Origin of the sequence: Methyloversatilis sp. XJ19-49 (genome assembly GCF_024580145.1) — a bacterium.
Taxonomy (GTDB): Bacteria; Pseudomonadota; Gammaproteobacteria; order Burkholderiales; family Rhodocyclaceae; genus Methyloversatilis.
Genome location: NZ_JANINI010000040.1, coordinates 1 through 560, shown reverse-complemented (window position 1 = coordinate 560; position 560 = coordinate 1). Strand labels below are relative to the sequence as shown.

The window sequence follows — 560 nt, the reverse complement described above, 5'->3', positions numbered from 1 at the left end:
GGCAGGAACACCGCAAAGGCCTGGCTGGTGAGGTCGTACCAACTCTTGCCGCTGGCAGGGTCGAGGGTATTGCGCAGTTCTTCGATGAAGATGGCGTCGGCGCGGCGCAGCAGGTCGGCGTACTCGCGGTGGATTTCGCCGAGGATGCGCACGCCCAGGCCCGGGCCGGGGAAAGGATGGCGATACACCATGTCGCGCGGCAGGCCGAGGGCGACGCCCAACTCGCGCACTTCGTCCTTGAACAGTTCGCGCAGCGGCTCGAGCAGCTTGAGGCCGAGCTTTTCCGGCAGACCGCCGACGTTGTGGTGCGACTTGATCACCGTCGCCTTCTTGCTCTTGGCGCCGCCGGACTCGATCACGTCCGGGTAGATGGTGCCCTGGGCGAGGAAGGACGCGCCCTTGTGGCCGTCGGCACCCGCCTTCAGCTTCGCCGCTTCGGCCTTGAACACCTCGACGAATTCGCGGCCGATGATCTTGCGCTTGGCTTCCGGATCGCTGACGCCCTTCAGGTGACCGAGGAACTGGTCGGACGCATCGACGTGGATCACCCGTGCGTGCAG

At 65.9% G+C, this 560-nt stretch carries 1 pseudogene; it reads right to left on the bottom strand.

Going from position 1 to position 560, the window contains the following annotated elements:
- Nucleotides 1–560 (bottom strand): annotated as a pseudogene (locus tag NMQ16_RS19150) (GMP synthase (glutamine-hydrolyzing)); the annotation flags it as partial.